At 44.6% G+C, this 12,518-nt stretch carries 12 protein-coding genes; 4 read left to right on the top strand and 8 right to left on the bottom strand.

What is annotated here, in order from left to right:
- The 3 genes from tuf to rimI all read left to right on the top strand — a co-directional run.
- Positions 1 to 1,159: elongation factor Tu (gene tuf, locus MWG72_RS14180; RefSeq protein ID WP_247144320.1), on the top strand; the 1,159-nt coding region annotated here is incomplete at its 5' end.
- A gap of 223 nt (positions 1,160 to 1,382) precedes the next feature.
- Positions 1,383 to 2,264, top strand: coding sequence for a metal-dependent hydrolase (locus MWG72_RS14185; protein ID WP_004646113.1), 882 nt, complete (start codon positions 1,383 to 1,385; stop codon positions 2,262 to 2,264).
- A gap of 105 nt (positions 2,265 to 2,369) precedes the next feature.
- A complete protein-coding gene (gene rimI, locus MWG72_RS14190; protein WP_005104810.1) occupies positions 2,370 to 2,828 on the top strand; it encodes a ribosomal protein S18-alanine N-acetyltransferase in 459 nt (152 codons plus the stop codon).
- 15 nt (positions 2,829 to 2,843) lie between these two features.
- Here the strand turns inward: rimI and MWG72_RS14195 are convergent, their stop codons facing one another.
- From MWG72_RS14195 to trxB, 3 genes are all read right to left on the bottom strand, one after another.
- Positions 2,844 to 3,659, bottom strand: a complete 816-nt coding sequence (locus MWG72_RS14195; RefSeq protein WP_071850221.1) for an arginyltransferase — start codon at positions 3,657 to 3,659, stop codon at positions 2,844 to 2,846.
- Positions 3,660 to 3,680: 21 nt separating this feature from the next.
- Positions 3,681 to 4,412, bottom strand: a complete 732-nt coding sequence (aat, locus tag MWG72_RS14200) for a leucyl/phenylalanyl-tRNA--protein transferase (protein ID WP_247144321.1) — start codon at positions 4,410 to 4,412, stop codon at positions 3,681 to 3,683.
- Positions 4,413 to 4,504: 92 nt separating this feature from the next.
- Complete coding sequence (gene trxB / locus MWG72_RS14205; protein ID WP_071850219.1) at positions 4,505 to 5,467, bottom strand: thioredoxin-disulfide reductase; 963 nt, start codon at positions 5,465 to 5,467, stop codon at positions 4,505 to 4,507.
- Positions 5,468 to 5,716: 249 nt separating this feature from the next.
- Between trxB and MWG72_RS14210 the strand changes: the two genes are divergently transcribed.
- Entirely contained in the window at positions 5,717 to 8,776 is a 3,060-nt protein-coding gene (locus MWG72_RS14210) for a DNA translocase FtsK (RefSeq protein WP_247144322.1), read from the top strand.
- A 62-nt stretch (positions 8,777 to 8,838) separates the two neighbouring features.
- Here MWG72_RS14210 and MWG72_RS14215 read toward each other — a convergent pair whose 3' ends face one another.
- The 5 genes from MWG72_RS14215 to MWG72_RS14235 form a co-directional block, all read right to left on the bottom strand.
- Positions 8,839 to 9,126: a PA4642 family protein gene (locus MWG72_RS14215; protein WP_004279254.1), complete on the bottom strand. Its 288-nt coding sequence runs from the start codon at positions 9,124 to 9,126 to the stop codon at positions 8,839 to 8,841.
- 308 nt (positions 9,127 to 9,434) lie between these two features.
- Positions 9,435 to 9,707, bottom strand: a complete 273-nt coding sequence (gene minE / locus MWG72_RS14220) for a cell division topological specificity factor MinE (protein ID WP_005104804.1) — start codon at positions 9,705 to 9,707, stop codon at positions 9,435 to 9,437.
- Positions 9,708 to 9,709: 2 nt separating this feature from the next.
- Positions 9,710 to 10,522 carry a septum site-determining protein MinD gene (minD, locus tag MWG72_RS14225; protein WP_004646120.1) on the bottom strand — a complete coding sequence of 271 codons (813 nt, stop codon included), beginning with the start codon at positions 10,520 to 10,522 and terminating at the stop codon, positions 9,710 to 9,712.
- Between the two features lie 66 nt (positions 10,523 to 10,588).
- Entirely contained in the window at positions 10,589 to 11,293 is a 705-nt protein-coding gene (gene minC, locus MWG72_RS14230) for a septum site-determining protein MinC (protein ID WP_005104802.1), read from the bottom strand.
- A gap of 159 nt (positions 11,294 to 11,452) precedes the next feature.
- A complete protein-coding gene (locus MWG72_RS14235; RefSeq protein ID WP_247144323.1) occupies positions 11,453 to 12,517 on the bottom strand; it encodes a preprotein translocase subunit SecA in 1,065 nt (354 codons plus the stop codon).
- Position 12,518 lies beyond the last annotated feature (1 nt).

Genomic DNA, 12,518 nt, shown 5'->3' on the forward strand with positions numbered 1-12,518 from the left:
ACACGTTAACGTGGGCACAATTGGTCACGTTGACCATGGTAAAACAACTTTAACAGCTGCAATTGCAACTGTATGTGCGAAGAAATTCGGTGGCGAAGCGAAAGACTACGCTGCAATCGACTCTGCACCAGAAGAAAAAGCACGTGGTATTACAATTAATACTTCACACGTAGAATACGATTCTCCAACTCGTCACTACGCTCACGTAGACTGCCCGGGCCACGCCGATTATGTTAAAAACATGATTACTGGTGCTGCTCAGATGGACGGCGCGATCCTTGTGTGTGCTGCGACTGATGGTCCTATGCCACAGACTCGTGAACACATCCTTCTTTCTCGTCAGGTAGGTGTACCTTACATCGTTGTATTCTTGAACAAATGCGACCTTGTAGACGATGAAGAGCTTCTTGAGCTAGTTGAAATGGAAGTTCGTGAACTTCTTTCTACTTACGACTTCCCGGGTGATGACACTCCAGTGATCCGTGGTTCTGCTCTTCTTGCGCTTAACGGTGATGACAGCCAATACGGCGAGCCAGCGGTAGTTGCGCTTGTTGAAGCACTTGACTCTTACATTCCAGAGCCAGAGCGTGCAATTGACCTTCCATTCCTTATGCCAATTGAAGACGTATTCTCAATCTCTGGTCGTGGTACAGTAGTAACTGGCCGTGTAGAGACTGGTATCGTTAAAGTAGGTGAGTCTGTAGAAATCGTTGGTATCCGTGATACTCAAACTACTACAGTAACTGGCGTAGAAATGTTCCGTAAACTTCTTGACGAAGGTCGTGCGGGCGAGAACTGTGGTGTTCTTCTTCGTGGTACTAAGCGTGAAGACGTACAACGTGGTCAAGTATTGACTAAACCAGGTGCGATCAAGCCACACACTAAATTCGATGCAGAAGTATACGTACTTTCTAAAGAAGAAGGTGGTCGTCACACTCCATTCCTTAACGGTTACCGTCCACAGTTCTACTTCCGTACTACGGACGTAACTGGTGCGATCGCGCTTAAAGAAGGCGTGGAAATGGTAATGCCTGGTGACAACGTTGAGATGTCAGTAGAGCTAATCCACCCGATCGCAATGGACCCAGGTCTACGTTTTGCGATCCGTGAAGGCGGTCGTACAGTTGGTGCTGGTGTAGTTGCTAAAGTAACTGCATAATCGCTGATTGTGTAAGAAAAGCGCCTCTTTGAGGCGCTTTTTTTGATTCAAACTTTTTATAAAACTAAAAATAGATTGTCGGACAATGATTTTAAAAGCTGTCCTTATCTGATATTGGCTTGACCTAAACTGCACTTATGTAAAAAAAATTACCACGTAATATACAGATAAGAAAATGAATATTACATTTTCGGGTCTGGATTGGCCTGATGGGAGTGGTCACATGAATGCGAAAGTAAATATTACAAATCGTGCGGGTGCAAGTTTTCCAGTTCGTCGCATGAACTTTGATTTTGATGCTGTACCGGAATATTGGATGAATGGTTCAGCAGGTCTCACTCATTTTATGACCGCATTATCTGCGCTATTTCCAGCAGGTGAAAAGTTTTTTATAGATTCAGTCCGCGCGGTACGTAACCATCCTGCAATTGCCAATAATGAAGCATTACAAAAAGAAATTTCTGCTTTTATTGGTCAGGAAGCCATGCATACTCACGAGCATATCGGCTTTAATGCTTCTGCGCAAAAACATGGGCATGATGTCGAGACGCTTGATCGTTATACCGATAAAGTCATTCAAACGACACGTAAAGTCATGGCTAAACTGGGTAAGCCTGTGGGAATTACCCAAGAAATGGTAGATTTGACTGCAACTACGGCACTTGAGCATTTCACTGCAACCATTGCCTCACAGCTTTTGACCAATAGCCACATTCAGGAATTGATGACAGATGAAACCATGAAAACCATGTGGTTATGGCATGCTATCGAGGAAAATGAACATAAGGCAGTTGCACATGATGTTTTTGAAGGAGTTTTTGGCAAAGGCCTAAAAGCTTATGCACTGCGTACTTCATCCTTGGTCATCGCAATGGCAACCTTATTTGTGGTGCAAAGCTATTTCCTCGCCCGTTTGCTTAAACAGGATCAGCAGTTTAATCTTGAGTCCTTAAAAGCCATTTATACCTATGCCTATAGTCCTTCTAAAGGTGTCATTACGGGTATGGCGAAAGAAATGCTGATGTATTTTAAACCGGGATTCCATCCGAATGATCATTATACAGATCAACTGTTGGCGACCTGGAAAGCCAAATTGGGTCTGTGACAGAACTGAAGATTGGAGAGCGACTAAAATCGCTCTTTTTTTTGCTCGATTTTTTGGATGAAGTTTCTATAATGCGGAGGTTGATTCTATATAAGATGAACGAAGATGATTCGTTTAATGCAAGCAGCGGATGTAGAAGTCGTTGCAAAGATTGAAAAATCAGTTCAATCACATCCCTGGACTTTAAAACAGTTCGAAGATGCTGTAACGGCTTATCAAAGTACCGTGATTGAAGTGCAAGGGCAGGTGGCCGGATTTTGTATTTTACAACCAGTGCTGGATGAAGCCAATTTATTGCTCATGGCAATTGATCCGGCACAGCAAGGTCAGGGCTTGGGCTATCAGTTGCTGGAGGCTTCAGTGGCGATGCTAAAAAATAATCCGGTGCAGATTTTCCTGGAAGTGCGCGAGAGTAATCTGGCTGCGATCAAGCTGTATGAAAAATCAGGCTTTCATCAGATTGATCTGCGCAAGAATTATTATCCTAACAGTAACGGAAGCCGTGAACATGCCATCATTATGGTAAAAGCATGTACGGATGATTTTGCTAGTCTATTTAAATAATACAAACTGACGACCTTATTTAATAATCTGGTGATTCCATCCGCTGGGTAAGGTCGTCATTAATGAGTTTCCCAATTGCTGAATCTCCGTGGCACTCAATGCATGATTTAAACGTCGCCATTGTCCATCGATCAAGAGTTCCAGTGGCAGATACTGAGATTTGTAATTCATCTTGTTGGAATGTGGCACCCAATAACCCAGATAGATAAATTGTAAGCCCAGCTTTTGTGCATGTTCAATCTGTTTCAAGATTGCAAAAGCACCGAGTGAACGACGATTTTCATCCGGATCAAAGAAGGTATAAACGGCAGAGATGCCATCATCCAGCAGGTCGCAAGTGGAAACGCTGATTAGACGCTCACCTTGCCATAATTCTAGAAAGAAGCTGTCGGTGCAGCTTTGCAATAAAAATTTTTCGAACTGATCCCGGGTGGGTGGGAACATATCGCCATCTGCGTGGCGTTCATTGATATAGCGTTCATACAGCGCATAATGTAGGTCCCCGGCGTGCTCTGGACTGGTAATTTTTATCACCAGATCCTGATTACGTTTCCAGGCTTTTTTTTGTGAACTGTTCATGCGGAATTCAGCAACAGGCACACGCGAAGACAGACATTGACGACACAAATGACATTCGGGTCGATACACGAAATCACCACTGCGACGGAAACCGGTACGTGACAGTTCCGATAAAGTGACTACATCAATTCGATGTGCGGGATCCAGAAAAACCATGCGCGCCGACTTGTTGGGCAGATAGCTGCAATCATGCGGCGGCGTAATATAATACTGTAAATCGTTCAGTAGGGCCTTTGGCTGATAAGAGTTCATAACAACTACCCTCTGTTATTTTCATTCACTTAAGCGCGCGTTTTGCGCTATTGTTTTACTTGAAAATACACCTTCCTGATACTTTTTCCAATCAATCGCAGGCTTTTTTACAATATCTTGTAAAGAATTAAGATAGGCTTGGCGAGAAAGTGTGCAGGCACCTAGGCTTAAAAGATGATCGTTGACCAGTTGGCAGTCGATCCAGGGTAGTTTATTTTCCTGTCCAATCAGCATTAAAGTATAGAAAGCCATTTTAGAAACATCGGTTTGCGTACTAAACATGGATTCACCAAAACAGCCTTGACCGATGGTCACACCATAAAGTCCACCGACGACGCGATCTTCATCCCAGACCTCAATGCTATAACCATATCCTGCGTCGAACATGTCACAATAGCCTGCGATAATATCTTCACTGATCCAGGTGTCGTCTGCATAAGCACGAGGCAATGAACAGGAACGAATCACTCTTTCAAAAGCATGATTGACCGTAATTTTATAATCCTGCTTTTTCATATTACGTAGCAGGGATTTGCTCGGATGATAATCTTCGGGGCGAATAATGCAGCGTGGTTCCGGACTCCACCAGCAAATCGGATCACCTTCTGAAAACCAGGGAAATAATCCATGCGTATAAGCTTCAAAAAGTGTGGAAGGGGAGAGGTCTGCACCAATACAAATCAGTCCTTCACCTTCAGGATCAATCTCGACCGGATTGGGAAAAATGAATTCTGAGGGAGGAAGTAAAGACATGGCAGACCCAACATAAATCTATAGATAAATCATCATCTCATTCTAGCAATAAAAAAGCCGCCCATAATGGACGGCTTTTTTATTCTTGCTGCTTAGTCTAGTTTACCCATCGCATCAAGATATTTTTCTGCATCCAGCGCAGCCATACAGCCTGAACCCGCAGAAGTAATGGCTTGACGATAAATGCTGTCCGCAATATCACCTGCTGCAAATACACCCGGTACCGATGTTTGGGTTGCATTACCAGCAGTACCGCTTTGTACCTGGATATAGCCGTCACGAAGCTCTAACTGGCCTTCGAACATGCTGCTATTTGGCTTGTGACCAATCGCCACAAACATACCCGTCACATCAACGTTTTGAGTAGAGTCATCTTGAGTTGATTTAAGACGAACCGAGGTCACGCCAGATTGTGCATCACCTAATACTTCATCGACTTGATGGTTCCAGATAATGCTGATCTTGCCTTCTTTTTCTTTGGCAAATAAATGATCTTGCAAGATTTTTTCAGAACGTAATGAATCACGACGGTGAACCAGAGTCACGTGAGACGCAATATTGGATAAGTACAACGCTTCTTCAACAGCGGTATTACCACCACCTACAACCATGACTTTCTGGTTTTTATAGAAGAAACCATCACAAGTCGCGCAAGCACTGACACCTTGACCCATATAGGCTGCTTCAGATTCCAGACCGAGGTATTGGGCAGTTGCACCGGTACAGATGATCAGGGCATCACAGGTGAACTCTTCCATATCGCCTTTTAATACGAACGGGCGCTGGCTAAGATCCACTTCATTGATATGGTCATACACGATTTCAGTGCCAAAACGCTCTGCATGTGCCTGCATACGTTCCATCAATGCTGGACCAGTCAAACCTTCGGGATCACCCGGCCAGTTATCGACGTCAGTCGTCGTGGTCAGCTGACCGCCCAGTTGCAAGCCTGCAATCAGGGTAGGTTTCAAGTTTGCACGCGCTGCATAGACTGCTGCGCTATAGCCTGCAGGGCCAGAACCTAAAATAATCAGTCGTGAGTGACGTGCGCTCATCAGCTGTATCCTTTTTTATTTAGAAATTTATTGAATTATACGTGAAACTGTATAACAGTGGTGTGAGATTAAAGTCGATATTATTGATCATTGAAATCGATTTGGGCTATATAGCATAAGTAACATTGTGCTTGCACAATAGTGCATCTTTTTTCACAGAACAGGTGCATAATATGTATTTTATTGCGTCGCTTTTTTCAAGCATTGAAGCAAAAGAATATTCATGAAGAATTGGTTACAGGACAGTATATGACAGCGGTGTCGAGTGCCTATGCACAGCGCTTAGTAATGACATTATTTTTAGTCTCATTTGGGATTTATCTGTTTCTTGCAACAGTGACCTATACGCCATTTGATCCGGGGTGGATGCATATCTCGAGTGATACGCAGACGGTTTCGAATGCCAGTGGGGTAGCGGGTGCCTGGATTGCAGACCTTTTGTTTGGCTTTCTCGGTTGGGCAAGTCTGCTGATCCCTGTCTATCTGTTTATGGAAGCGATTCAGGTCTGGTGGCCGCGTAGCTTCCTGAACCGGCCATTTCGCTATGCTGCACAATTCTTCCTGTTGCTGACCACCTCAGCGCTGTTGTTTTTATTCTGGCAAGTCCCTGCTGATACGCTGGATAATTCTTCCGGCGGTATTATTGGCTATGAATTAGGTCAGAGTCTTGAACAATTGCTGACAGTATACGGTGCAGCATTCTTCCTGCTGGTGCTTTGGGTGGTGCTATTTACCTTGGCGTTTGGGGTGAAATGGAACAAGACCTGGAGCAGCCTCAAAGCAACCCCTGCTTATTTACAAGACCTGTTCTACCGCAATGTGCCTGAAGGCATGTCTGATTTTGACCGGACTGCACCTGTCGCCAAAAAAGAGCCAGTCATTAGTGCAAAAAAAGTAGTGGTTGCAGTAACACCTGCGCCTGAGCATCAACTGGTAGAAATAGATCCGGTGGTGCGTGATCAGGTGGCTGAACGCTTATTTGATGATTTTGCCGATAAAGAATCACGACAACCCCAGTTTTTTGATGATATTTCTGAAGCTGAGCAGCAGGCTCCTGAGCCAGTCGAGACATTTAAGCAAGTACAGCAAGTGCCTCAACAGCCGGATCGTGTGGTAGCCACAGGCGAGGTATGGCGTGCCTTACATTCAAATGAAGATCAGCGGCATAAACAGGATATTGATGCCTTACTCAAAGCAGCCGAAGAAGAACAGCTTGATTCTCCAGTCTCACATATAGCTGCTCCACAATCTGTTGCAGCACAGACTCATGCTCATACCAGAACCGCATCGACTTCACATACAGGCCTGGACTGGGATGATGATGAAATCTTTGATGAACTTCTGGCTGCAGTTCCGCAAGGTAAAACTGCGACCGATGTGCATAGTCCATTCAATACAGCGTCAGCCGAAAAGACAGTAAGAATTGTGGAAGACATGACCAATGTTGCACCTGTCATGGCATCTATGGCGACTGCACATGTCGTGAAAAATAGCGTATTACAGGCGGATCTGGATGACCTGGGTGATTTGCTGATTGAAGAAGATAAGCCAAGCCCACCAGTACGTGCATCAAGCTATGCCCAATCTTCTGCATTTGTACAGGCACCAATTCAGCATCAGGGTATAGAGCAACCAGTATCTCCTCCTTCTGCAACTCATGCAGCAGTACGCGAAGCTTTATCTAAAGAAGAATTTGTAGAAGCCTGGCAAGAAACGGCTGGCAAGCCACAGGATGAAGACGAGTTTGATTTTGATGCGCCTTTAACTGATGCTTCAGGCCGTCCGATGTCACGTGCCATGCAGGTGGTGGAGCGCCGAAAAGATTTATCACCGCTTCCAGGTCTGGATTTACTGGATGAAGTCGATCCGAATAAAAAAGTGAATTTTACTGAAGAGCAGCTGGCACGTTTATCTGAGTTGCTTGAAATCAAGTTGCAAGAATTCAACGTCAAAGCCAAAGTGGTAGAAGCACAGCCAGGCCCAGTCGTGACACGTTTTGAACTGGATCTGGCGCCAGGGGTAAAAGCCTCTAAAGTGACGAATATTTCGCGTGATTTGGCACGTTCGATGTCGATGGCATCGGTGCGTGTGGTTGAAGTCATTCCGGGCAAACCGTATATCGGAATTGAAGTACCAAACAGTACCCGTGAAATGGTCCGTTTGATCGAACTTTTGACCATTCCAGCCTTCACTGATCCGAATAGCATCCTCTCCATGGCAATGGGTAAGGATATTTCCGGTAATCCGGTGATTGCTGATCTGGGTAAAGCGCCGCATATGCTGGTGGCAGGAACCACAGGTTCCGGTAAATCGGTGGCGGTCAACTCGATGATTCTATCGATGTTGCTGAAATATACACCGGATGAATTGCGTCTTATTCTGATCGATCCGAAGCAGCTGGAACTGGCGAACTATAACGATATTCCACATTTATTGACGCCTGTAGTTACCGATATGAAAGATGCGGTCAGCGCATTGAACTGGTGTGTCAATGAAATGGAACGTCGTTATAAACTGATGTCTTTCCTGAAAATCCGTAAACTGAGCGACTATAACCGCAAAGTGGAAGAGGCGATTGCCAATGGTGAAGACCTGATCGATCCAACCTGGAAAGCCAGCGATTCTGTTGTGGGTGAGCGTGCGCCGCGCTTAACACCGTTGCCTTCTATTGTGATTGTTGCGGATGAGTTCGCGGATATGATCATGCAGGTGGGTAAAAAAGCCGAAGAAATGATTACCCGTCTGGCACAAAAATCACGTGCTGCTGGTATTCACCTGTTGCTTGCGACCCAGCGTCCATCAGTAGACGTAATCACCGGTTTGATCAAAGCCAATATTCCGACGCGTGTTGCATTGCGGGTCAACTCCAAGATCGATTCGCGTACTATTCTGGATGCGGGTGGTGCTGAAGACTTACTTGGTCATGGTGACATGCTATTCCTCGGCCCGGGTAAAATTGAACCTGAGCGTGTGCATGGTGCATTTATTGCCGATGATGAAGTAAACCGGATCTGTGATGCATGGCGTGAACGTGGTTCACCAAACTATGTCGACGAGATCCTGACACCGTTTGATGAAGAACCATCAAGTCGTGGTTTTGAAGATGGTGGCGACGGTGGATCAGATCGCGATGCGTTATATGACCAGTGTGTGGCATTTGTACTAGAAACCCGTAAGGCTTCCACTTCATCCTTACAGCGTAAATTCAGTCTGGGCTACAACCGTGCTGCGCGGATCATTGACCAGATGGAAGAAAATGGCATTGTCAGCGGCATGGGGGCCAACGGCAAACGCGAGATTCTGGTTTAGTTTCACAATCTTTGCAATAAAAAGGCCTGCTTTCAAAGCAGGCTTTTTTATGTATTTTTGACTCAGGCAAATTTTGCCAATACATCCAGAAATTCGGCACTTTGACGCGGGAAAGTGGCAATCACGTCATGAATCCGTTGTCCTTCCGGATTGGTTGCATTGACATCACGGCCATCAGCGACAAATTTCGTCAACAGGCGTTCATAATCGAATGGACGCATATGCTTGAAAGCATGATAGAGCACGTGAAAATCAGCATTAACACCTGCAGGAGGAAGCTGATTTAAATAGGCAAATACACGCTCATCTGACCATTCTTCGTTAAAGGTCGCTGGTTGAGATAATGCCATCGCAATTTCCTTGATCTAATGTAGTTTTTTCGGCATGAAAAAAGGCAAAATATGAGTACGCAAGTGACAATGTCCTTAAAACGACATTGTCTAGGCGAAGTCTCGCTACTCGTCTTATGACTAGGTAGCGTAGAGTTACTAGCCTATTGGAAGCCTAGCTTCTCGTCTTGCGGCTGGGTAAAGCAGTATTTTACGACCAGCCCACTCGAAGCATAGCTTCTCATCTTGCGGCCGGGTAAAGCAATGCTTTACTAATCCGGCCTCATATTTTGCCTTGAATCAATTTACTTGACCAATCAAAAATCAGATTATCGTTCTTCAGGTAAATTGATATTCATTTCAAGCATTTCAATATTGGCTTCAGAACGAACCTGCATTTGAATATGCTGTTCATCGACACCGCGAACATAACGATTGACCACCTGCATGATTTCAGTTTTCATCTGGTCAATTTTGTCCTGGCTCAAGCGACGACCCAAGCCTTGTTCGGATGCAACGATCACCTTCAAACGGTCTTTAGCAGTCCGTGCGCTTGATGGCTTCTCCTCACCACTAAAAAGTTTACTCCAGAATCCTGCCATGTCTACGCTCCAAATAGTCGTGCTAACCAGCCCTTAGGTTTTACCTCAATATGACGGTAAGGACGCTCTTCACCAAGGAAACGCGCCACCAGGTCATCATAAGCCTGACCCGCTGAAGCCTCAGTGAAAAGAATCACTGGCTTACCTTCGTTTGATGCTTGTAAAACGCTTGGACACTCAGGAATAACACCTAGGGTCGGTACACGTAAAATATCCTTAGAAATATCGTCAATCGTCAGCATTTCCTGTTTATCGGCACGTTCCGGATTGAAACGGGTAATACACAGATGCTTACGGATGCGACCTTCGTTTTGTTCTACTTTTTTTGTTTTGCTATCGAGCATACCAATGATACGGTCAGAGTCACGGACTGAAGAAATTTCAGGGTTGGTCACAATGATCGCTTCATCCGCATGGTACATGGCCAGAATGGCACCACGCTCGATACCGGCAGGTGAATCACAAATAATATAGTCAAATTCCTGCGAAAGCTCATCCATTACACGTGCTACACCCTCATCGGTTAAGGCATCTTTATCACGTGTTTGGGAAGCAGGTAAAATATATAAATTCTCAATATCTTTATCGCGAATCAGTGCTTGTTGTAATCGTGCTTCGTTATTTAAAACATTCACAAAATCATAAACTACACGGCGTTCACAGCCCATAATCAAATCAAGGTTACGTAAACCTACATCAAAATCAATAACAACAGTTTTGTGACCACGTAGGGCTAAACCTGTTGCAAAAGATGCACTTGTTGTAGTTTTACCTACACCACCTTTGCCTGATGTTACGACAACAATTTTCGCCACCGAATCCACTCCTGTTATGGTTCAAATCCCCTGTTTAAAATGGGGTTTTTGGTGTTTATTTATACATTAAAATTGTAGAGCTTCAAATACAAGCTCTTGTTGATCATTCAAGTAAATATGCACTGATTTTTTGACCACATGCGGAGGAATGTCATCCGCTACGCAATAGGTGCCTGCGATCGAAATCAGTTCTGCTTCGAGGCTATGACAGAAAATACGTGCCGCCGTATTGCCACCGACACCTGCAATGACACGACCACGCGCGCTGCCATAGACATGGATATTGCCTGAAGCAATCACTTCTGACCCACTGTTGATACCGGCATTGATAATAATGTCGCCATTATGCTGCACGATACATTGGCCGGTACGCAGAATTTCATCATGATATGAAGTCACATGCGCAACAATTGGCGCTACCTGGGCATTGTCTGCTGCGGGTTCTGGCTTGACTTCCACCACTTGCTCTTTTGTGGCTTTAATTTCTTCTAGCTGGCGATCGGGCGGCAGAACCGGGAACTGAATGGCACGCGCCTGCTCGCCGAGTAAGCCTTCCGTGACAGCCATCGGCTGTATATCCAGGTCGATTAATAACTGAATCAGGGCAATCAATTCCTGTTCAACTGAACTTTCGATGACGGCCAAAGTGCCCGGTGGAAATGCAGCTTGTAATTTTGGGCTAAGTTGCTGGCGGATGGCATCATGATCATTGGTATCTAGACTAATGCGTATCGCATTGACCATTCTGCCTTTTATCCGTATATCAGCCATAATTCTTCCTTAAATACTTCTGACGTGCTGGTTTTGTGTCGAAGCAATGTTGTAAATAGTGCAAATCCTAGAACAAATTGCAGTAATTCTCTAGCGATCTCAGTTATTTTTTTATGCGAACAGAACCGGACGGATTGATCTGATTCTGTACTTTAAACTTTACTTATCTATTGAGCTCTGATTTTGCTCATGTTCTTCTAAAATCTGTTGCCACTGTTTGACTTTTACCTGTTTTCGGATTGCTTCAAGTGTTTCAAAAACAGCCGATTCGACCAATTTATCAATATGTGGATTATGTTCAATCTGAATCTGGCTGATTTTATCTGAAATTAGGGTAAAAGTCGGATTTTCTTTTTGACCTGTGTGGGTAAATGGTTCAATCAGTCCTTGCGTGATATTTTCTCCGAGGCGTTGACCAATACTTTGAATTTGCTGTTCAATCCGGCTACCTACGATTGGAATCAAACGTAATAATTGGGTCAGTTCTGGAGTATCTTCAATCGCCTGATTCACTACTTGCCCTACATTTTTAGCGATCATGGAACGTTGTGACTGTAATTCCCTACCTAAAGACTCCTGCAAGATATCTGCCAAGGCAATGGCCAGTAATTTACGGTGATGTTCCACTAAATCATCAATTAACTGTTTATGTGATGTACTTGTGGTCAGTTCACGCTTGATGCTGTCCAGTACGGTCAGTACCACCCGGCTGGAAAGCTCTTCCATCAGCATGTTGTAATAAAAGTTGCCTTGGCGATACCAACGATTGGGAATTACTTTATAACCATGGCTATGCAGGTTGTAGCCAATCGCAACCGCACGCAGCAGACGTAGGAAACGTAGCTGAGGGATAATGGATAAAATTTCATACCAGTGCACAAAAGGGAAGAACCACCAGCGTCGATGATGACGCAGGACAATCGCGATGACCCAGCGTGCCAGTAATTCACAGACCAAGAAGGTGGTAAACCAGCCCTCGGTAATGATGACCCAAGGGCGTAAATCACTTTTATAAAACTGCAAGATTTCCGGTAAACGAATGAAGTCAAACAACCACTGACCAAAATCGCTCATTAAAATGGCGTTGGCACTAAGACAGAACAGATTGATGATGATTAAAACCATCATGAAAATGTCGTAAATCAGTGCAATTTTCCAGCCCCAGGTTCCTTTACGAACAAATTTAAATGAGCTGGACGTAATGTCCGGGTTGTCGTTCTTCATA

The organism is Acinetobacter lwoffii (assembly GCF_022967985.1).
Lineage (GTDB): Bacteria > Pseudomonadota > Gammaproteobacteria > Pseudomonadales > Moraxellaceae > Acinetobacter.

Coding starts and splice junctions, on each gene's coding strand:
- MWG72_RS14210 (WP_247144322.1), top strand. CDS start 5,717: ATGACAGCGGTGTCGAGTGCCTATGCACAGCGCTTAGTAATGACATTA.
- MWG72_RS14185 (WP_004646113.1), top strand. CDS start 1,383: ATGAATGCGAAAGTAAATATTACAAATCGTGCGGGTGCAAGTTTTCCA.
- rimI (WP_005104810.1), top strand. CDS start 2,370: ATGATTCGTTTAATGCAAGCAGCGGATGTAGAAGTCGTTGCAAAGATT.
- minE (WP_005104804.1), bottom strand. CDS start 9,707: ATGGCAGGATTCTGGAGTAAACTTTTTAGTGGTGAGGAGAAGCCATCA.
- MWG72_RS14215 (WP_004279254.1), bottom strand. CDS start 9,126: ATGGCATTATCTCAACCAGCGACCTTTAACGAAGAATGGTCAGATGAG.
- trxB (WP_071850219.1), bottom strand. CDS start 5,467: ATGAGCGCACGTCACTCACGACTGATTATTTTAGGTTCTGGCCCTGCA.
- aat (WP_247144321.1), bottom strand. CDS start 4,412: ATGTCTTTACTTCCTCCCTCAGAATTCATTTTTCCCAATCCGGTCGAG.
- minC (WP_005104802.1), bottom strand. CDS start 11,293: ATGGCTGATATACGGATAAAAGGCAGAATGGTCAATGCGATACGCATT.
- MWG72_RS14235 (WP_247144323.1), bottom strand. CDS start 12,517: ATGAAGAACGACAACCCGGACATTACGTCCAGCTCATTTAAATTTGTT.
- MWG72_RS14195 (WP_071850221.1), bottom strand. CDS start 3,659: ATGAACTCTTATCAGCCAAAGGCCCTACTGAACGATTTACAGTATTAT.